This window comes from Mesorhizobium sp. B2-2-3, assembly GCF_006442405.1.
In the GTDB taxonomy this organism is placed as follows: Bacteria; Pseudomonadota; Alphaproteobacteria; order Rhizobiales; family Rhizobiaceae; genus Mesorhizobium.
On the sequence record NZ_VFWC01000006.1, the window covers coordinates 237081 to 256251 of the forward strand.

Annotated in this window: 19 protein-coding genes, 1 tRNA gene and 1 pseudogene; 10 read left to right on the forward strand and 11 right to left on the reverse strand. The window is 63.2% G+C overall.

Features of this window, described 5'->3' with window-relative positions:
• Positions 1-149 precede the first annotated feature (149 nt).
• The 4 genes and pseudogenes from FJ951_RS13580 to FJ951_RS13600 form a co-directional block, all read right to left on the reverse strand.
• Positions 150-557, reverse strand: coding sequence for a DUF930 domain-containing protein (locus tag FJ951_RS13580; RefSeq protein WP_140498595.1), 408 nt, complete (start codon positions 555-557; stop codon positions 150-152).
• Positions 558-602: 45 nt separating this feature from the next.
• The gene (locus FJ951_RS13585; RefSeq protein ID WP_140515402.1) at positions 603-1301 is read right to left on the reverse strand and encodes a DUF2161 family putative PD-(D/E)XK-type phosphodiesterase; all 699 of its coding nucleotides are present in this window, start codon (positions 1299-1301) and stop codon (positions 603-605) included.
• Positions 1302-1348: 47 nt separating this feature from the next.
• Positions 1349-1606: pseudogene (locus FJ951_RS28790) on the reverse strand (FAD-dependent oxidoreductase); the annotation flags it as partial.
• 246 nt (positions 1607-1852) lie between these two features.
• Positions 1853-1942 (reverse strand) — tRNA-Ser (locus FJ951_RS13600).
• Between the two features lie 328 nt (positions 1943-2270).
• On the opposite strand from FJ951_RS13600, the gene FJ951_RS13605 reads away from it, so the two are divergent.
• The 8 genes from FJ951_RS13605 to FJ951_RS13640 all read left to right on the forward strand — a co-directional run bounded on the left by FJ951_RS13605 (position 2271) and on the right by FJ951_RS13640 (position 10671).
• Positions 2271-3488 (forward strand): septal ring lytic transglycosylase RlpA family protein, encoded by a 1218-nt coding sequence (locus FJ951_RS13605; protein WP_140498587.1) that lies wholly within the window; start codon positions 2271-2273, stop codon positions 3486-3488.
• Positions 3489-3571: 83 nt separating this feature from the next.
• Positions 3572-4738 (forward strand): D-alanyl-D-alanine carboxypeptidase family protein, encoded by a 1167-nt coding sequence (locus tag FJ951_RS13610; RefSeq protein WP_140515404.1) that lies wholly within the window; start codon positions 3572-3574, stop codon positions 4736-4738.
• Positions 4739-4922: 184 nt separating this feature from the next.
• Complete coding sequence (gene tmk / locus FJ951_RS13615) at positions 4923-5597, forward strand: dTMP kinase (protein ID WP_140561191.1); 675 nt, start codon at positions 4923-4925, stop codon at positions 5595-5597.
• Positions 5594-6649 carry a DNA polymerase III subunit delta' gene (locus FJ951_RS13620; RefSeq protein WP_140515406.1) on the forward strand — a complete coding sequence of 352 codons (1056 nt, stop codon included), beginning with the start codon at positions 5594-5596 and terminating at the stop codon, positions 6647-6649. Before tmk ends, FJ951_RS13620 begins: the two co-directional genes overlap by 4 nt.
• A gap of 83 nt (positions 6650-6732) precedes the next feature.
• Positions 6733-8286: a methionine--tRNA ligase gene (gene metG, locus FJ951_RS13625; RefSeq protein ID WP_140515407.1), complete on the forward strand. Its 1554-nt coding sequence runs from the start codon at positions 6733-6735 to the stop codon at positions 8284-8286.
• The gene (locus FJ951_RS13630) at positions 8286-9080 is read left to right on the forward strand and encodes a TatD family hydrolase (protein WP_140515408.1); all 795 of its coding nucleotides are present in this window, start codon (positions 8286-8288) and stop codon (positions 9078-9080) included. The genes metG and FJ951_RS13630 overlap by 1 nt, the downstream gene beginning before the upstream one ends.
• 3 nt (positions 9081-9083) lie before the next feature.
• A complete protein-coding gene (locus tag FJ951_RS13635) occupies positions 9084-9905 on the forward strand; it encodes an MBL fold metallo-hydrolase (RefSeq protein ID WP_140515409.1) in 822 nt (273 codons plus the stop codon).
• A 280-nt stretch (positions 9906-10185) separates the two neighbouring features.
• Positions 10186-10671 carry a heme-binding protein gene (locus FJ951_RS13640; protein WP_140498580.1) on the forward strand — a complete coding sequence of 162 codons (486 nt, stop codon included), beginning with the start codon at positions 10186-10188 and terminating at the stop codon, positions 10669-10671.
• A 377-nt stretch (positions 10672-11048) separates the two neighbouring features.
• On the opposite strand, the gene FJ951_RS13645 is transcribed toward FJ951_RS13640, so the two are convergent.
• On the reverse strand, positions 11049-11816 hold the full coding sequence (locus tag FJ951_RS13645; RefSeq protein ID WP_210239544.1) for a putative nucleotide-diphospho-sugar transferase: 768 nt from the start codon (positions 11814-11816) through the stop codon (positions 11049-11051).
• Between the two features lie 358 nt (positions 11817-12174).
• Positions 12175-12435 carry a DUF1127 domain-containing protein gene (locus FJ951_RS13650; RefSeq protein WP_181171999.1) on the reverse strand — a complete coding sequence of 87 codons (261 nt, stop codon included), beginning with the start codon at positions 12433-12435 and terminating at the stop codon, positions 12175-12177.
• A 135-nt stretch (positions 12436-12570) separates the two neighbouring features.
• On the opposite strand from FJ951_RS13650, the gene FJ951_RS13655 reads away from it, so the two are divergent.
• Positions 12571-14088 carry a winged helix-turn-helix domain-containing tetratricopeptide repeat protein gene (locus tag FJ951_RS13655; RefSeq protein WP_181172235.1) on the forward strand — a complete coding sequence of 506 codons (1518 nt, stop codon included), beginning with the start codon at positions 12571-12573 and terminating at the stop codon, positions 14086-14088.
• 43 nt (positions 14089-14131) lie between these two features.
• Here the strand turns inward: FJ951_RS13655 and FJ951_RS13660 are convergent, their stop codons facing one another.
• From FJ951_RS13660 to FJ951_RS13680, 5 genes are all read right to left on the reverse strand, one after another.
• Positions 14132-14524, reverse strand: coding sequence for a GFA family protein (locus FJ951_RS13660; protein WP_140515410.1), 393 nt, complete (start codon positions 14522-14524; stop codon positions 14132-14134).
• A 78-nt stretch (positions 14525-14602) separates the two neighbouring features.
• A complete protein-coding gene (locus tag FJ951_RS13665; RefSeq protein WP_140515411.1) occupies positions 14603-15487 on the reverse strand; it encodes an aldose 1-epimerase family protein in 885 nt (294 codons plus the stop codon).
• Between the two features lie 205 nt (positions 15488-15692).
• Complete coding sequence (locus FJ951_RS13670; RefSeq protein WP_140515412.1) at positions 15693-16409, reverse strand: Bax inhibitor-1/YccA family protein; 717 nt, start codon at positions 16407-16409, stop codon at positions 15693-15695.
• Between the two features lie 23 nt (positions 16410-16432).
• A complete protein-coding gene (locus FJ951_RS13675) occupies positions 16433-17206 on the reverse strand; it encodes an anti-sigma factor (RefSeq protein WP_140515413.1) in 774 nt (257 codons plus the stop codon).
• Positions 17203-17724, reverse strand: coding sequence for a sigma-70 family RNA polymerase sigma factor (locus FJ951_RS13680; protein WP_246671044.1), 522 nt, complete (start codon positions 17722-17724; stop codon positions 17203-17205). The genes FJ951_RS13675 and FJ951_RS13680 overlap by 4 nt, the downstream gene beginning before the upstream one ends.
• Positions 17725-17929: 205 nt before the next feature.
• Here FJ951_RS13680 and FJ951_RS13685 point away from each other — a divergent pair, with 205 nt between their 5' ends.
• Positions 17930-19114 (forward strand): amino acid aminotransferase, encoded by a 1185-nt coding sequence (locus FJ951_RS13685; RefSeq protein WP_140515414.1) that lies wholly within the window; start codon positions 17930-17932, stop codon positions 19112-19114.
• The last annotated feature ends 57 nt before the right edge of the window (positions 19115-19171 follow it).

Consider the following 19171-nt stretch of genomic DNA (forward strand, 5'->3'; position numbering starts at 1 on the left):
TTGTCGATCGCCCAGCCCGCCCTAAAGGCATGGTTCCTTGCCGTCAAGACATCGCTTCGGGCAACGCCGCAAAACCGCTTTCGTTGCAGCGGCGCCATTGAGGGGATTCGACAATCGCGGCCGAGCGAGTCGAAACGGCAGTGAAAAACCTAATCGTAGAGATTGTATTTTGCCCAGTCGGTCTCTGGAATCTCGTCGCCGATGCGGTAGCGGAGCTGTAAAACCTCCATATGGTCCGGCGCCGTCTCGCACTTGAATTTCAGCCGGTACCATTGCCCCTTGCTGCGGAAGGCGGCTCCCGGGCTCTTAATGGCGTCGTCGCTCATGACCGGCGTGGCAAAGGCGTAAGCGACCACCCGATCCGCCTTGTACTTGCGGTCGTCATGGGTGATCCGGTCGAGGACTTCAGCATCACAGCGCTGTTCGAGGCGGGTTTGCGGGTCGAGTTTCAGGAGGCCTGCGCGCAAGGCGCTGTCCATGGCGTTGGCCGGAAAAGCCAGGGTCAAGAACGCCATGACCGTCGTGCAGAGTGTCTTCATGGGCGGGACAAGCAGCATATTTTGTCTGAAAAATCAACCAAAGGGCCGGGCGTTGTCCCGCGCTCAGCCACTCGGCGCGTTCAAAATCCCGCGTCGGGATTCATCGTGCGACGGCTGCGGCCAACGCATCAGCGAGGCACGGCCGGCGTCGGTCAGATCGTAGACGCCGCGGTCGACGCGCGCGAACCAGCCATAGACATTGTGCAGCAGGATTTTCGGCGCAAGCGGCGTCAGCGCCTTGAGATCGCGCGGGCGCTTGGGCCCGTCGGCCAATGCCGCGGCGCAGGCGAGGGCGCTTTGGCGGTATGCTGTCATGATGGGATTGCGCGATCCCCCGCCCGCGACCGGATCGCCGCGGCGTCGGCGATGTTCGTCGACCAGCCGCGAGCGGCGCCGTGAGTTCTTGCGCGGCGCGACGGTGACCGGACTCAGGAGCACCTCGACCCGGTCGCTCGCCGTCACGCCGAGCAGGCCGAAGCCAAGCCGGCGGCAAAGATTGCGGAACCGGGCGTCGCTCTCGCGTCCCTTGCCCCTGGCCGACATGCGCGCGGCCAGCCACACCTCGTCGCAGGCGGTCGCGCGGTCGACGCCTTGCAGCACCAGTTCGAGATTGAACGCCAGCTTCAACTCGCAAATGACGACGATAGGCGGCTCCCCCTCACGCAGCGCGACGATGTCGCAGCCGCCGATCTCGCCCTTCACGGCAAAGTCCAGGCTTTCGAGAAACCGCTTCACCGGCGCGTAGAGGGAGGTTTCGTTCATAGGCTCAAGGCTTAGCCGATTCGGCACGAAAAGCCTCGGGGGCAGGCCTACATGCCTTTCCGGGGTTCGCCGAACCATCGTGATGCGGCTTGAGCGGCTTCCTCCGGGTTGGGGTCATCCCCAGCGGCCCAGGCCACGAAGCCATCGGGGCGCACGAGCACGGCGCTCAGGCCCAGTTGATCCTTGGCCTTACCGGCGACGTAGGTGATCCGGTCGCCCCAGCGGCCTGCAAGCGCTTCAAGCGATGGGCGAGCGTCAAAGTCAAGGAACAGGCCCTTGCCCGGGCTGAGGAGTTCGCTGATTTTGACAGCGGCTCGGCTCCGAATGCGCGGTCTTCCTCGGATGGCGGTTCAATATCTCGGATAAGGCTCGACGCGATGGCATCAGCGGTCGCCAACTCTCGCAGGAACACCGCCAGCGCTTCCTCTTCCAGCAGACGTTTTTTCGGGGGAGCCATGTCGCACTCCATAGTCAACCAGTGGGATGAAAGTGGGGATCGGTAACGCAACCTGCGATTAGCGAAGCCATATCAACACCTTACGGCAATAATCTGGCGGAGGGAGTGGGATTCGAACCCACGGTGAACTTGCGCCCACGCCGGTTTTCAAGACCGGTGCCTTAAACCGCTCGGCCATCCCTCCAGCGACATCTCTTCGCCCAACGTCACTCGATCAGATATTCGAGCCTGGCGGCGAATGAAGAGAGCCATCTCGCTGATGCTCTAGTGTGCCCGGCAAAGATCTGTCAACCGGCATGCGCGGACCGCATGTTTCCCGGCAGCCGACGCCGGGCAGGGTGGCGTCACAATCTTGCCCGGTTCCGGCCACAATCGATTAATAGCGTGATAAACAATTCCTGCGCACAAAGGACAGGGGTTCGAGGCGTCGTTGGTATTGGTCAGGTAAGCTTTGGCTCCTGCGACGTTCAAGCCGCGGCGTTTTTGGTCGAGACTGTAGGGGACATCAGAAAATGCAAACTACGGCGCGCCCGCGTCTACGCCGTGCTTGCGCTTTCGCGCTATTCACCATGTCGGCAGCCTTGCTTGCCGCCTGCGCGTCGCAGCCTGAACCAAAAGGGATGGTCCACAAGAGGACCCGTTCCAAGGAATATTTCGCCGAAACCGAATATGGCGTGAAGGCCAGCCCTCGCGTCGCCTTCATGCGGCGTGGCGGCGGCCGCGACCAGCTCGGAAAACCCTACCAGGTTCGCGGCAAGTGGTACTATCCGAAGGAAGACAAGCACTATGCCAAGGTCGGCCTGGCGTCGTGGTACGGCGATGCCTTTCATGGACGGCTGACCGCCAACGGCGAAGTCTACGACATGAGCCATCTGACGGCGGCGCACCCGACCATGCCTCTGCCGAGCTACGCTCGCGTCACCAATCTCAAGACCGGCAGTTCGGTCATCGTGCGCGTCAATGATCGCGGTCCCTACCACCAGGGCCGCATCATCGATGTCTCGGAACGCGCCGCCCAGATGCTCGACTATGCCAATGTCGGCACGGCCGAGGTGAAGGTGGAATATGTTGGCCGCGCGCCGCTCGACGGCAATGACGACCAGTATCTGATGGCCTCCTACCATCCAGGCAACAGGATACCGGATCCGTCGGACGGCCTGCCGACCGGCGTCATGGTGGCCATGAACGGACCGTCGCCCAGCCTGCCGGTGGGTGCTGCCGCCGTGCCGTTTCCGGGTCAGCTGACGAATTCCGATATGGTTCCGCAAGGGCAGGTGCCGGCACAATCGCCGGCGTTGGGTGACCTGGCGCTGCCCGACTTCGGTCCGATCGTGCCAGAGCGTCCGGATATCGGCCTGCCGCCGCAATCGCCGTTTTCGGTGGCCTCGCTCTCCTATGCCGACGAGCGCGTGCGGAGCGCCGATGTCTTTGCCGCACTTGACGACGACGGCATGTCGCCCGCCGACATCCTGCGCTCATGGAAGAGCGCCAATCCCCAGGCGCCGTCGCCGGCCTATGTCGCGGCCGGCACTTTCGATGACGCCACCGAGGCAAAACGCGTGGCCGCCGCGCTCGAGCCCTTCGGCAGGATAGAGATCCAGCGTTCCGAATTCGACGGCAAGGACTGGTATGCGGTAAACCTCTACCCGGACGGCCATGGCGGCGTCGACGATCTGCTGCAGGCGGCCTGGTCGCATGGTGCGCCGGACGCCCTGGCCGTGCGCAACTGATCTATTTTTCCCGCACGGTTGATCCTGCGGAAAAAACCCTGATAGCTTGGCTGCGCCAGAACCGGCAAACGGGTCGAGATTTCATGCAGTTGCGCGTCTTTCCGCCTTTGGCCGGATTTCTGGGATTGGCCCTGCTGCTGTTTTGCATCGCGCCCGCCAGCGCGCAGCTTTTCGAGACCAAGGCAGCCCAGGCCTTCATGATAGACGCCGACACAGGGACGGTGTTGTTTTCCAAGGACGCCGACAAGCCGATACAGCCGGCCTCGATGGCCAAGCTGATGACGATGGAAGTGGTGTTCAACGCCATCAAGTCCGGGCGCCTGACCCTCGACGACACGTTCGTGGTGAGTGAAAACGCCTGGCGCACGGGCGGCGCCCCTTCGGGAACGTCGACGATGTTTGCCAAGCTCAAATCGGCGGTCCGGGTCGAGGACCTGATCCAGGGCGTGACGGTGCAGGCGGCCAATGACGGCTGTATCGTGCTGGCCGAAGGCTTGGCCGGGTCCGAGGACAATTTCGCCGCGCAGATGACCGAACGCGCCCGCCAGATCGGCCTGGCCAAATCGACTTTCGTCAATTCGACCGGGCTGCCGGCGGAGGGCCAGCAGACGAGCGTGCGCGAGCTGGCAATGCTGGCTTTGCATCTGTGGCGCGAGTATCCGGACCTTTATCGCTACTACGGCCTGAAGGATTTTACCTGGAACAAGATTTCGCAGAGGAATCGCAACCCGCTGCTGGCGATGGACATCGGCGCCGACGGCCTGGCGGTCGGCAGCAGTGAGGTGTCCGGCTTTGGCATAGTCGGCTCGGTCGGCCACAATGGCGCGCGGGTGATCGCGGCGATGAGCGGGCTCGCCAGCGACAAGGAACGCGCCGAGGAGGCGCGCAAGCTGCTCGAATGGGGTGCCCGTTCCTTCGAGAAGACGCAAATCTTCGCCAAGGACGAGGTGGTGGGCCAAGCTCAGGTTTTCGGCGGCATTAAGGCCGGCGTGACGCTGAAGGCGAAAGGGCCGATCGCCATCTTCCTGCCGGTAGCCAACCGCGACAAACTGACGGCGAGCATCGTCTATGACGGACCGGTTGCCGCACCTGTGGAGGAGGGGCAGCCGGTAGGCGTGCTGCGGGTCTGGATCGGCGACACACTGAGCCAGGAGACGCCGCTTTTCGCCGCCGAATCGATCGGCATCGGCACGCTGCCGCAACGCGCCCTCGACGCTGTCAAGGAACTGGCCGTCGGCTGGCTCCGCTAAAGCGCGTCGCGCTGAACCGGATTCACGCAATGCGCTTTAGCGTCTTTGTTTATGCATGTCGTTCTCTCAAAGCCGAGGTCACTTTTGAGCGACATGCGATAACGCCGGCGGCATGGACGTTTTCCCGAACGCGGACTATCTAGAGCGCTAGAATCCATTCAAATAAGGGATAAAGGCCTTTCGATTGGCACGCGGATTTTTCATCACCTTCGAAGGCGGCGAAGGAGCAGGCAAGTCGACGCAGATCGAGCGGCTGGCGGGAAAGATGCGCGCCAAGAAATACGACGTCCTCGTCACCCGCGAGCCGGGCGGCTCGCCGGGCGCGGAAGCGGTCCGGCATGTGCTGCTTTCGGGCGCCGCCGAGCCGTTCGGGCCGAAGATGGAAGCGCTGCTTTTCGCCGCGGCCCGCTCCGACCATGTCGAGCAGGTCATCCGCCCGGCGGTCGAGCGCGGCTCCATCGTGCTATGCGACCGCTTCCTGGATTCCTCGCGCGTCTACCAGGGCGTCACCGGCGGCCTCGATCCGGTGTTCATGGAGACGCTGGAGCAGGTCGCCATCAATGGCATGATGCCCGACATGACGCTGATCTTCGACATCGATCCCACGGAAGGCCTGAGACGCGCAACGGTGCGTCGCGGCGCCGGCGCCGGCCCCGATCGCTTCGAAAAGGAAACGCTTGCCATCCACCAGGCGCGCCGCGAGGCGTTCCTGGCGATCGCCGCGGCCGAGCCGGAGCGCTGCGTTGTGATCGACGCATCCGCCGCTCCCGATGCGGTGGAAAATGTTGTCACCGCCACGGTGTTCGCGGCACTGGAGGCGAGGGCGCCCATGCGCAACAGACAGACCGCACCCGCATGATCTTCGAACGCATCGCGCCGGAACAGCATGACACGCTGGACGGCGTCCCCGAACCGTCCGAAACGCCACGCCTGGTCGGGCACGGGCAGGCCGCCGCCATGCTCGCCGCCGCTTATCGGGCTGGAAAGCTGCCGCACGCGCTGATCTTCGCCGGACCGCTCGGCATCGGCAAGGCGACGCTCGCCTTCCATCTAGCGCATCACCTCCTGAAGCATCCGGCCTTCGAGCAGGCGCCGGAGACGCTCGCCGTTCCCGATCCGGCGTCCTCGCTGTTTCGCCAGATCGCAACCGGCGCACATCCCGGCGTGCTGCACCTGACCCGTCCGCTGAACGACAAGACCAAGAGCTTCAAGACGGTCGTCACCGTCGACGAGATCCGCAAGGTCAATCGCTTCCTGTCGCTGACTTCGCATGACGGCAGCTACCGGGTGGTGATCGTCGACCCGGCCGACGACATGAACACCAATGCAGCCAATGCCTTGCTGAAAAACCTCGAGGAGCCGCCGGCGCGAACACTGTTCATTCTCATCGTCCATGCGCCGGGCAGCCTGCTGCCGACGATCCGCTCGCGCTGCCAATTGGTGCGGCTGTCGCCGCTCGATACCGACGAGCTGATGGCGGTGCTGGAAACCGCCGAGCCGCCGCCGCCGGGCGATCCGGCCGCGCGGGCAGCGCTGGCCACGCGGGCGGGCGGCAGCGCCCGCAATGCGATCCTCCTGACGCAGTATGGCGGGCTGGAGATCGCCGAAACACTGGACGCCCTGGTGACCGCCGGCAAGAGCAACATCGCCGGCGCCTATCGCCTTGCCGAGGTGGTGGCCGGGCGCGACCAGGCGATCCAGTTCGATATCTTCAACCGCCGGGCGCTCGACCTGTTGTCCGATGCGGCGAGCCGGGCGGCGCTGGCCGGCGATCTCGCACGAGCCAAAACGCTTTCGGACACTTGGCATGAGGCGCTGGACGCTATATCTGAGACGGATACCTACAATCTCGACAAGAAGCAGCACGCCTTGACCATGATCGGCCGCCTGAAGTCTGCAATGCGAATGTGATGGTTCCCTCGGGATGGCAATCGCCGCCCCGATGCGATATCCACCGCCACGCCTTCCATTCAGACATTCATGACGGTTCATTCATGTCACGCGATACATTCTACATCACGACCGCGATCTCTTACCCCAATGGCAAGCCGCATATCGGCCATGCCTACGAATTGATCGCCACCGATGCGCTGGCCCGCTTTCAACGGCTCGACGGCAAGCAGGTCTTCTTTCTCACCGGCACCGACGAACACGGCATCAAGATGCTGCAGACGGCGAAGAAGGAAGACATTTCGGCGCGCGAACTGGCCGACCGCAATTCGGCTGAGTTCAAGCGCATGGCGACCGCGCTCAACGCCTCCAACGACGATTTCATCCGCACCACCGAAGAGCGGCACTACGCGGCCTCTCAGGCGATCTGGAAGGCGATGGCTGCCAATGGAGACATCTACAAGGGCGGCTATGCCGGCTGGTACTCGGTGCGTGACGAAGCTTATTACGGCGAGGAGGAAACCGAGGTTCGTCCCGACAATATCCGCTATGGCCCGCAAGGAACGCCGGTCGAATGGGTCGAGGAGGAAAGCTATTTCTTCCGGCTTTCGGCCTATCAGGACAAACTGCTGGCGCTCTATGAGGGCCAGCCGGATTTCATCGGCCCGGCCGAGCGGCGCAACGAAGTGATGAGCTTCGTCAGATCGGGACTGAAAGACCTGTCGATCTCGCGCACGACGTTCGACTGGGGCGTGCCGGTGCCCGGCGACGAAAAGCACGTGATGTATGTCTGGGTCGACGCGCTGACAAACTACATTACCGGCGTCGGCTATCCCGATGAAAAAGCAGATGATTGGAAATTCTGGCCGGCCGATGCGCACATCATCGGCAAGGACATCGTGCGTTTCCACGCCGTCTACTGGCCGGCCTTCCTGATGTCGGCAGGCATTCCGCTGCCGAAGCGCGTCTTTGGCCACGGCTTTCTGTTCAACCGCGGCGAGAAGATGTCGAAATCGGTCGGCAACGTCATCGACCCCTTCACCATGATCGAGCACTACGGGCTCGACCAGGTGCGCTATTTCTTCCTGCGCGAGGTGCCGTTCGGCCAGGACGGCAGCTACAGCCACGAAGCGATCGTCAACCGCACCAATGCCGACCTTGCCAACGGCATCGGCAATCTGGCGCAGCGCTCGCTGTCGATGATCGCCAAGAACTGCGGCGGCGTGGTGCCGACGCGCGGCGAGCTGACGGATGCCGACAAGGCAATCCTCGATCAGGCGGCGGCCGCTCTTGCCGCCGCGCGCAAGGCAATGTCCGAGCAGGGCATCCATCTGGCGCTGGCATCGATCTTCGGCGTGGTGGCCGAAGCCGACCGGTATTTCGCCGGACAGGAACCCTGGGCACTGAAGAAGACCAACCCCGAGCGCATGCAAACGGTGCTGTGGACAACGGCCGAAGTGGTGCGGCGCGTGGCGATTCTGTGCCAACCCTTCACTCCAGGATCGGCCGCGAAGCTGCTTGACCTGCTGGCGGTGCCGGCAGACGAGCGCGATTTCGTGCATCTCCACGCCGACCATGCGCTTGTGCCGGGCAGAGCGTTGCCTGTGCCAGAAGGAGTGTTTCCGCGTTATGTCGATCAGCCGGAAGCGAACGGCTGATGCTCGTCGACAGCCACTGCCATCTGGATTTTCCGGACTTCGCCGAGGAACGGGCGGCCGTCGTCGCTCGCGCCCTGGCCGCCGGGATCGGCCGCATGGTAACCATTTCGACGCGCGTGAAGCGATTTCAGCAAATACTTGAAATCGCTGACGCTTTCGACGAAGTGTACTGTTCCGTCGGAACCCATCCGCACAATGCCGCCGAAGAGCTTGACGTGACGACGGCGGATCTCGTGCGCCTGTCCGCCCATCCCAAGGTGGTGGCGATCGGCGAAGCCGGGCTCGACTATTTCTATGACAAAGCGCCCCGCGATGCGCAGGCGCAGGGTTTGCGCAACCACATCGCCGCTGCTCGCGAGACGGGCCTGCCGCTGGTCATCCATTCGCGCGACGCCGACGACGACATGGCTCATATCCTTGAGGAAGAAACGGGGAAGGGCGCCTTCCCGTTCGTCCTGCACTGTTTTTCGTCGGGACGCAGGCTGGCCGAGGTCGGCGTCTCGCTGGGCGGCTATGTTTCGTTTTCCGGCATCCTGACCTTCAAGAATTCGGCCGAAATACGCGCCATAGCCGCCGACCTGCCGCACGACCGGCTGCTGGTGGAGACCGATGCGCCATATCTCGCGCCGATCCCATTTCGCGGCAAGCGCAACGAACCCGCTTATGTCGCGCACACGGCCAGGGTTCTGGCCGAGACGATCGGCGTCAGCGAAGGTGAAATCGCAGCTTTGACGACCGATAATTTCTTCCGGCTGTTCGGCAAGATGCCGCGCCCCGCCGAGCAAAGCGCCTGAACGATGACAGACCGGCTGCGCCTCACCATTCTCGGCTGCGGCTCGTCACCGGGCACGCCGCGCATCACCGGCGACTGGGGCAATTGCGATCCGCAAAATCCGAAAAATCGGCGCATGCGCACGGCAGCCCTTGTGGAGCGGATTGCCGAGAGCGGCGCCCGCACCACCGTCGTCATCGACACAGGACCGGATTTCCGCCAGCAGATGCTGATGGCCTCGGTCAAGCGCATCGACGCCGTCGTCTACACCCATCCACATGCCGACCACATCCACGGCATCGACGACCTGCGCGGCTTCGTGCTCGACCAGCGGCAGCGGATCGATATCCATGCCGACCAGCCAACGATGCTGCGGCTGCGCCAGGCCTTCGGCTACTGTTTCGAGACGCCGCCAGGCAGTTCCTATCCACCGATTGTCGACGCCCATATCATCGATCACACAAAGCCGGTCGTGATCGAAGGCGAGGGCGGTGCCCTCACCCTCGAGCCGCTGCCGCAGGTCCATGGCGACATCATATCGCTCGGTTTCCGCATCGGCGGACTAGCCTATTGCCCCGACATCAGCGATTTTCCGGCTGCCACCGCCGAGCGGCTGCGTAATCTTGATGTCCTGATCGTGGACGCGCTTCAGTACAGGACGCACCCGAGCCATCTGTCGCTCGGCGAGGCGCTTGAGTGGATCGAGCGGCTGGCCCCGAAACAGGCTGTGCTGACCCATATGCATGGGCCGCTGGACTACGCTACCGTGATGGCTGAGACTCCGGCAAATGTCGAGCCGGCATTTGATGGCATGGCGCTTGAAATTCGTTATAGATCAGACAGATAGAATATTCTCTTCATAGCTGATGGCACTGATCGCCTGGCAGTGAGCCGCCGATACAGGTCCGATGTCGAGATCTTGCACCTGGGATCGCCACACGGCCGCCGCCAGTTCGCTGTCGCTTCAAGATTGCAAAATGCCAAAAGAGGATTGCATTGTCAGGCCGGTGGATGCTTGTCGATCTGCATTGCAGGCCTGACAGGCAGTCTATGTGATGGCTTCCTAAAATATACATTGAGAGCAAGAGGCGCTAACCTTTGCCCGTTAGTTGGAAAGGAGAGGCCCGATGATTCGCAAACTCATACTTACAGTGACGCTTCTTGCTCCTATCGCTGCCACAGCGCAGGAATTGCCAACCGCCCCTTACTTGCCGCTTGAGCGGGCAACCAAGGCAGCACAAGCCGCGCTGGAGGCCTGCGCTGCCGAAGGCAGCAATGTCAGCGTCGCCATCGTGGCGCGGAGCGGCGCGACGCAAGTGCTGCTCAAGGCCGATAATTCCGGCGCACACACCGCATCCAGCGCCGAAGGCAAGGCCTTCACCGCGGCAGCCTTGGGTCGCGACACTGCGGGGCTCGCCGAATTCATAGCCTCCAAGCCGGCAAATGACGGCATGCGTGACATGGATCCTCGCATGGTGATCCAGGCTGGCGGCTTGCCGGTCAAGTTCGGCGATGCCTTGGTGGCCGGCATTGGCGTCGGCGGTGCTCCTTCGGGCGATATCGACGCCAAATGCGCCGCCGCCGGGCTCAAGGCGATCGGCGCCGCCGAGTAAACTTGCCTAGGATGTGCCAACGCAGCCCGCCCAAGGCGGGCTGCTCCGTTGAACGGGGTTCAGTCTGTGAACCCTGTCTCCACACCGGAACCGGCGGACGTAAGATCGCATTCGACCGGCAACCGACGGCCGATCCTGAGACCCGAGCTGGAAGCTTAGTTCCATAATCTATCTTATGCGACTTTCGGCAAGGTAGGAATGTCGCTCCTGCTTGTGCGCAGCCAATCTCCCCACCTCAACTCTCCTGACACGGTTTTTGGTGCCCGTTCTGCTAAACTGGTGAATTGGAATGAACGCTTTGCAGATCACGGGCCACATGGCAGCCGCTTCGTCGCCGCCCGCGAGGGCATCGAAGCTGCAGCAATGGCTGTCGTCGGCTACCTGCGTAGCCGCTCTCTGTGTTCGTCAAGAATGCGCTCAATGGTCCGGACTCGGTCCTGCCGACGGTTGAGACCTCTGCGTGCTTTGCCGCGAGCGTGCCGCTCATAGATTTCCCGGCTCGCCTGGAGCTGCTCGATATACACCTTATCGGGCTTCCCATTCTCAAGGCGGTCGAACACCCAGCAGAACGGCGCCGGGAGCTGGCCTTCGCGATAGCGCGGGCTTGCCGAGGCCTGATCTTCGTCGAGGATTTCCTGCAGCACGACCTGATCCCAGACTTCCGGGTTTTCATCGCTGCGCTTCTTCCACAAGGCGAGGATCTCGCGAGCAGCCGGCGTATCGTTGATGAGGATGGTTCCAGCCATCAGCCGGCCACTTTCGCGATAGACCGCGATGTCGCAATCAAAACCGGCGAGCTCCGGCCAGGGATCATGATGGAAGACCGTGTCGACGTCCACATACAGCAGCGGTCCCTGAAGCCTCCTACGCATATTGACAAGGAATGTCGGCTTCAGGCTCGCGTTGCGCACCCAGGATCCAGCGTCGGCGAATGGCCGGGCTTGGACAGAAAGGCCAAGACGCCACGCTGACGCGGTCATGCGAGCGGCTTCTGTCTCATAGAAGGAGTTGATCGTAAAGAACGCCACGATTTCACCGGCCTTGTCCGGGTTGCCGGACGGCTGTGGGTTTATCGGGAAGGGAGCGAGCATTTCCCGGTGCCTGTGTTTGGTGGCCCGGAACAAATCAAGAACGTGGGTGAGCAACGCGAAGCCTTATTAGGATATGAATATTTAGACGCCAAGCATATAGCAATAAGTCCGAATAGCCTCGCAATGCGATAAAGTCATCGGTAGCGGCGCAGAAAACATTGGGCCACAACCATTTTGTTGACGAGGGGCGCCAGCTGGGCCGAGGCCGCGGTCTGGAACTCCTGTCCTTGCGCTCAACCAGATCATTTCGCCGGCCATGATGCAGCCGTAAGAATCCACCTGGTCGATGACCTCGGCGAGTTCGTGCTTTGGATCTGGCGACGCGCTGCTGGTTTGCCCCCGGCTTCTCGAGGCAACCTCCCTACCCCAGAACTTTCAATGAGCTCCGCTCGCTCTGGTTGCAGCATTCGGCCTACCGTTCCCAAAAAGGCTTTGCCAGCTCCGCCTCGACCTGTTGTCTCGTCAATCCGATGTCGTCGATCAGATGGGGATTGTCCTTCGACATTCGCTCAAGCTCCCAGCGAAAGCGTATCCGCTCGCGCCAGGTCCGATCGTGCCAGGCCGCGACAATGCTTCGCAGGGTCGCCAAGTGCCGACGCGACGCTTCCGCCAGCACTACAGGCATTCTCGGCCGCACCGTCTGACACCGCGTCGATGCAAGGGTATCGTTCATGGCAACCTCCTATGGTTTGAGGGTGGGTCCTCGACTTGGGACCTCGACCTGAAAGAGGTTGAATTGTGCCGGATGCAAACAGCGCCGTAATTAAGCCCTCCCAAATAGTTCTCAAAAGTTCCAAACGGGCTATAGATGCGCCTTATGCAGGGATCGCGCTTTGCCTTCGGTCCGTTCGTGCTTGATCCGGATGCGGGAACGCTGCTTCGGAACGATGATCCTGTTGCCGTCGGCTACCGCGGGCTGAAGCTGTTGGCGGCGCTCGTCGGGCGGCCTGGCGAAATCCTCGACAAGGCCAAGCTGATGGATGCGGCGTGGCCGGGTACGGCCGTCGAGGAAGGCAATCTCACCGTCCAGATCGCGCAGCTGCGCAAGCTGCTTGGTCCGTCCGCCGACGGCGGTGAATGGATCACCACTGTTCCGCGCGTCGGCTACCGCTTCACGGGGATCGTCGAACCCCTCGATGGCGCGAACCGAAAAGCTTTGCCGCTGCCCGACAAACCGTCGATAGCCGTGCTCCCCTTCGTCAATCTCAGCAACGACCCCGAACAAGAGCCTTTCGCCGACGGATTGACCGAAGACCTGATCACCGACCTGTCCAGGGCCTCGGGCTTGTTCGTCATCGCGCGCAATTCGACCTTCGCCTACAAGGGAAAGGCGGCGGACGTGCGCGAGATCGCCCGGGAGCTTGGCGTGCGCTACCTCCTGGAGGGCAGCGCAAGACGTGCCGCGGGGCGCGTGCGCATCAACGCCCAGCTGGTCGACGCGGCGAGCGGCGATCACCTGTGGGCGGAACGCTTCGATCGCGGCCTGGACGATATCTTTGCCGTTCAGGACGAGGTGACGGCCAAGATCGTGGAGGCGCTGCTTGGCCGGCTGCGCGCGCCGCCGCCGCGCAATCGGCCCAAGACTCTCGAGGCCTACGATCTGTGCGTGCGGGCGCGCAAGCTGATCGACGATTCGCCGCAGACCGCGCGGGAGGCGCATCTGATGCTGACGCGCGCGGTCGCGCTCGATCCGGACTATGCCGAGGCCTATCGCTGGCTTGCCATGAACCACTGGATGGGATGGGTGCATTGGGGCGAGCCGGTGGAACCCAACCGCCGTATTGCCCTGGAGCTGGCGCGCAAGGCGGTGGCGATCGATCCCAACGACGCCGGCTGCCGCTGGGTGCTCGGCAACCTGCTTGCCTATGAGCGCGACTTCGCCGAAGCGGATGCCGAGTTCGCCAGGGCGTTCGAGCTCGACCCCAACGAGGCCGATGCCTGGGCGACACTGTCTGACATCTCCGTGCTGGCCGGGCGGGTCGAGGAAGGGCTCGAACAAATCCGCAAGGCGTTCCGGCTCAACCCGTTTCCGGCAAGCTGGTACTATCTGACGCTCGGCGCGGCGCAATATGCGGCGCGCGACTACGAGGCCGCGGTCGAGACGTTGCGTCGGGACGAGACTTACCGCACCAGCTCACGCCGCTTCCTGGCGGCCAGCCTCGCGCAGCTCGGACGGCTCGATGAGGCGCGCGCGGAAGTCGAACTGTTCCTCGTCGGCAATCCGCATTTCACCACCAGCCACTGGGTCTGGACGGAGCCCTTCCGCGATCCGGCGATGCTCGACCATTTCGTCGATGGCTTCCGCAAGGCCGGCCTTCCGGAGTGAAGCGCCGCTGGTCCCCTGACCACGCCGCCTTCCCGCCGTTTGTCTACTCCTCGAAGCGGCCCGTGGCGTCACGATCGCGCTCATATCGTCTCGTGAGCGGAAACGGCGGCAACCAGGACTCGCGACGGACGATCCAGCTTTCGTAGGTCGGCGTCAGTTGGTCAGGGGCATCCAGGGATCCCAGGTTGACTTCGATTTCGTCGGCGGTGCGGCCGAAAAGGGTCGAGCCGCAGCGAGGGCAGAAAAACCGCCCGGCGTAGTCGCGTGTTTCGCCATCGATCGTGACCGCATCCTGAGGGAAAATCGCGGAAGCGTGAAAAAGGGCTCCATGATGCTTGCGGCAGTCGAGACAGTGACAAAGGCCCACCCGGTATGGGCGTCCAGTCGCCACAATTCGGACGTTGCCGCACAGGCAACCGCCGGTGAATCGGTCCATGCTGCATTCCTCCAAATCAAGCGAGCTGGATGTTTACGAACAACTCCACCATCCATGAACGCGACGCCAGCCTTTCAGCTAACGCGTCTGCGGTTGAAGTTCGATCCGATAGCCGAGCACGCGCCTTCCGGCCGGCTCGATCAGCATCACTGCTGGCTTGTCGGCGAATTCGCCATCGAAATCCACCGGGCTGGCGAGGCCGTGCCAGGGTTCGATGCAGAGGAATGGCGCGCCGCCCGGCTTTGACCAGACGCCCAATTCCCGGAATCCGTTCCAATGCATCTCGATCGCCGGACCACGATCGGCACCGTAACGCACAGCGGTGCTGGAAGGCTGGTCCAGGATCAAGGCATCCTCGTCAAACAGCCGATCCGACAAAGCGAGAATGTTGCCCTCGATGGGCGTCGGCTGCCTTGCCGCCAGCAGTAACCCGTCCTTGAGACGGCGGATCGGCGCATGCTCGGGCTTTGCAAAGGTCAGGCGGTAGGCCTCCTTGGGCAGGTCCGGCAGCAGCGGCCAGTTGAATGCCGGGTGCGCCCCGATCGACGCCGGTAGCGGCTCGTCGCCGGTGTTGGTGATCTCGAACGTGACGCCAAGCTGCCGGCCGTCGAGAGTGTAGGTTACCGCCAGACGGAAGGCGAAGGGGTAGTGCGTTCGGGTCTCCGCGTCGTCGGTGAGCACCAGCATGCAGGACCGAGAACCCCTCTCCGCCCAGGCAAACGACTTATCGCGGGCGAAGCCGTGCTGCGTCATCGAATAGGTCTGGCCGCGATGGCGCAGTTGGTCGCCCTTCAGCCGGCCGACGATCGGAAACAACACCGGGGAATGACGGCGCCAGGCCGGTCCGGCCTGCCACACAAGCTCCAGCCCATCCGCATCCCGCAGCGAGACCAGTTCGGCCCCCTGCCCGACTATAACGGCCGAGATGTCGTCGCCATGAAGTGTCTGGCTGTCCTGTGCCATATGTTCTCGCGGTTTGTCTTTGCTTGGCCGGCAGGCTAGCAAATGGCCAGGCGTGAACTCAAGGCGGCGGTTTGCATTGCGTTTCACACAGTCACGATGAACGTGCGATGGCACAAGCGGACAAGGCGCCGTCTCAAATGAAGAGTGGCCGGAGATTTCCCTCCGGCCACGGCAAGATGCAAGGTGTTGCCTGCTACAGTTCGGACTATTCCCGCTCGCCGGTGAAGTTCAGCAACAGCTGGAAGATGTTGACGAAGTTGAGGTAGAGCGAGAAGGCGCCGAAAACGGCCAGCTTCTGCCGCGACTCCGCGTCGAAGTTCTCCGCATACCGTTCCTTGATCGACTGCGTGTCCCAGGCGGTCAGGCCGATGAACACGGCGATGCCGATCACCGAGATGGCGAACTGCAAAGCGGTCGAGCCGAGGAAGATGTTGACGATGCTGGCGATCACCACGCCGATCAGGCCCATGATCAGGAAGGACGAGAACTGGGTCAGGTCACGCTTGGTCGTGTAACCGTAGAGACTGGTGGCGCCGAACATGGTGGCGGCGATGAAGAAGGTGCGTGCGATGCTGGTTCCGGTGAAAACCAAGAAGACCGAGGCCAGCGACAGACCCATGACCGCACAGAAGGCCCAGAACATCGCCTGCGCGCTTGCCGCCGACATCGTCTGCATCTTGAACGAGAACAGCAGGACGAAGGCGAGCGGCGCCAGCATCACCACCCATTTCAGCGGGCTGGAAAAGATTGGCACGTAGAGCGCGGGCGTCGACGACACCATGAACGCGACGAGGCCGGTGACCACGAGGCCGAGGCCCATATAGTTGTAGACGCGCAGCATGTGCTGGCGCAGGCCCTCGTCGTAGAGGGCGCCGCTTTGGGCGCCGGTGCCGACGCGGTATCCCAGGTTGGGCGTGTTCATTTGCATTCTCCTTTGTGAACGGATCAGTAAAGCGTTCTCGCAAGCGTCTCGGCGGCGCGGTCGAGGTCGCGGACCTGGCTTTGCGCGACCACCGCATAAGCGACCTCGCCGATCTGGAAATAGGCCGAGGAAATGTCGCCCGAGGGCGCGACGGTCGGCTTGACCACGTCGAAGGTTCCCGGCCGTATCGCGAACAGCGACACCAGGCCCATCTCCTTGGTCTCGACCGCCATCTCGACGCTGGGGCCGAAGCGCGATGGATAGACCTGCACGTCGCGGACCTTCCAGTCATTGGGCAAGGACGGCATGACGATGGCCGTCGCCGCGCGGATTTCGCCGGCATTGTAGTTTGGCGCCTCGGCCTGCGAAGACATGCTTTCGCGCACAAGGGTCGTCCTGTGCGCGCGCACCGCCTCGTCGACATAGGCGGGCGGCTGCGGCGAGGCGACGACCCTGGTCACAGACATCGGCCCGACGATGCCGTTAGCCAGCCAGCCGGCAGCGACGAAAGCGGCCACCGCCGCGGCACGTTGCAAGACGCCGAAGATGCGGCCCCGGGCAAGCCCCCTCTCCAGGCGCCGCGCGGCATCGGTCGTCACCGGCCTCGCCATGCCGCCTGATCCGGCCAGCGCCACGCGCAGTTCGTCCCGCATCCTGAGATCCGACATCACACGCGCGGCCTCTTCCGGCCGGGCGGAGAGGAAGGCCTCGACTTCGATACGGCGCGAGACGTCGAGCTGATCGTCGACATAGGCGTCGAGATCGGCGTCCGTCACGGGGTCGATAGTTCCTGTCATGACGGGCCTCCAACAATCCTGAGGTGATTTTTCGCCTTCGTCGGAGCCCCCTCCTCCATCTTCCGAAGCGCGGCGCGCGCCCTACCGATGCGCGACATCAGCGTTCCGAGTGGCACGCCGCTGGCATCGGCCGCCTGGCTGTAGGAAAGGCCCTCAATGGCGACGAGATGCAGGGCCGAGCGCTGTTCTTCGGGCAGGCTGAAAAAAGCATCGCGCACCTGGCCAAGGCGCACCGAATGCTCCTGCGGCGCCGGCGCGCTGCCATCCGCAAGGTATCCAGCCTGTTCGATGCGCGCTGCTTCAGAGCGTCGCGAGCGCATGCGGTCGACGAACGTGTTGTGGACGATGGACAGCAGCCAGGCGCGCAAATTTCCGCCCGAGCGGAAGGTGCCGCGCCGCTCATAGGCGCGCACAAGAGCGTCATGCACGAGATCCTCGGCATCGGCACCGTCGCGCGTCAGCGAGCGCGCGTAACGCCTGAGCGAACCGAGTTGTCCGACGATATCGAAGCGTGGCATCGACCGTTTCATGCCCTGTTTACGGAACATGTGGGGGTTTTAATCCCGGCCCTGCAGATTTTTTCGCGAAACGCCGCAGATATGCAGCCGCGGAGGTGGCTCGCAGCGATGCCAGGCTATGCGATTCAGGCTGGCGCGAGTTAAAACCGCTGGTGCAAGGGGTTCGATTTGCGTATCACTCCGCCGCGCCAACGGAACCATGCAGATGTTTGAAAACCTTCAGCCGGCTGCCGCCGACAAGATCCTTGCCCTAATCGGCCTCTATCGTGCCGATCCTCGACCCGACAAGGTCGACCTCGGTGTCGGCGTCTACAAGGATCGCGACGGCAAGACGCCGGTCATGCGGGCCGTGCGCGAGGCGGAGAAGCGGCTGCTGCAGGGTCAGGACACCAAGACTTATCTCGGCCTCGCCGGCGACACCGGGTTCAATACCGTGATGGCCAGGCTCGCCTTCGGTGCGGACGCAGACATGACGCGGATCCGTGCCGCGCAGGCGCCGGGCGGCTCCGGCGCGTTGCGGCTGGTGGCCGAGCTTTTGAAGCGAACCCGCGCCGATGCGACGGTCTGGTTGTCCGATCCCACCTGGCCGAACCACATGCCAGTGATGCGCGCCGCCGGGCTGCAAATCCGTGAATATCCCTATTTCGACGCGACATCGGGCGCCGTTCGCTTCGACGACATGCTGGCAGCACTGCGCACGGCGAAGGGCGGCGACGTGGTGCTGCTGCATGGCTGCTGCCACAACCCGACCGGCGCCAATCTGGACATCGCGCAGTGGGCCGCTGTCACCGATCTCGTCGTCGAGCGCGGCCTGCTGCCGTTTGTCGACATTGCCTATCAGGGCTTTGGCGATGGCCTCGAGGCCGATGCCGGCGGACTGCGGCTGCTGGCCGAAAAAGTTCCGGAAATGGTCGTCGCGTCCAGCTGCTCGAAGAACTTCGCCGTCTACCGCGACCGTGTCGGCGCGGCGATGATCCTGGCCAGGGACAGCGCGCAGGCCGACGTGGCGCTGGGCCAGATGCTGTCGGCGGCTCGTGCCATGTATTCGATGCCGCCGGACCACGGCGCAGCGGCAGTGCGCATCGTGCTCGAGGACGCGGTCTTGCGCGCGGACTGGGAAGCCGAGCTCGAGGAGATGCGCCTGCGCATGCTCAGGCTTCGGGTGCAATTCGCCGAGGCGCTGCGCCGGCAGTCCAATTCCGACCGCTTCGATTTCGTCGCCAGCCATCGCGGCATGTTTTCCCGGCTTGGGCTCACGGAAGCGCAGGTCGAACGGCTGCGCGCGGAATATGGCATCTACATGGTCGGCGACAGCCGCATCAATGTCGCCGGCCTGCCGGAAGACGGCATGGACAAGCTCGCCAAGGCGATCGTTTCCGTGCTCGACTGACCGGACTTGTTCGGCGCAACTGTGGACAAGCCCGCTTCGCTCGCCGACGGCATTGGC